Raw genomic sequence first — 731 nt, forward strand, 5'->3', positions numbered from 1 at the left:
ACCAGCTCGGGCTTGTTGGAGGAGGCGCGCACCAGCCCCCAGGTGCCGTCGTCGGTGGTGATCCGCACGCCGTTCACCGTCACCAGGTCGCGGATGGGGTGGCCGCCCACCGGAGTGCCCGCCGCCTTCAGCGCCGCGAGGCGCGCCACCACCCGCTCCACCACCGCATACTTCACCTCGTCGGCGCAGGTGGGCGACATGGTCGGCGAGCCCCAGGTCCGCGGCAGCGCCGCGTAGAGCTCCGACAGCGACCGGCCCGGGTTGCGGTCGAGCAGGTCGCAGACGGCGAGCGCGGTGACGAAGCCGTCGTCGTAGCCGCGCCCCACCGGCGCGTTGAAGAAGAAGTGGCCCGACTTCTCGAAGCCCGCCAGCGCCCCGAGCTCGGCCACCCGCCGCTTGATGTAGCTGTGCCCGGTCTTCCAATAGTCGGTCGCGGCGCCCTGGGCCTTCAGCACCGGGTCGGTGGCGAACAGCCCGGTCGACTTGACGTCGACGACGAAGCGGGCGCCCGGGTGCCGGGCGGAGAGGTCGCGCGCCAGCATGACGCCGATCTTGTCGGCGAAGATCTCCTGGCCGGTGTCGTCGACGACGCCGCAGCGGTCGCCGTCGCCGTCGAAGCCGAGCGCCACGTCGGCTCCGCTCTCCCTCACCGCCGCCGCCATGGCATGGAGCATCTCCATGTCCTCGGGGTTGGGATTGTAGCGGGGGAAGGTGAAGTCGAGCTCGGTGTC

At 71.5% G+C, this 731-nt stretch carries 1 protein-coding gene; it reads right to left on the reverse strand.

What is annotated here, in order from left to right:
* Positions 1-731 (reverse strand): phosphohexomutase domain-containing protein (locus tag IEW34_RS30195; protein ID WP_505626579.1); only part of this gene is annotated, 731 nt, incomplete at both ends.

The sequence above is a fragment of the Chelatococcus reniformis genome (assembly GCF_014640075.1).
GTDB classification, from domain to species: Bacteria; Pseudomonadota; Alphaproteobacteria; order Rhizobiales; family Beijerinckiaceae; genus Camelimonas; species Camelimonas reniformis.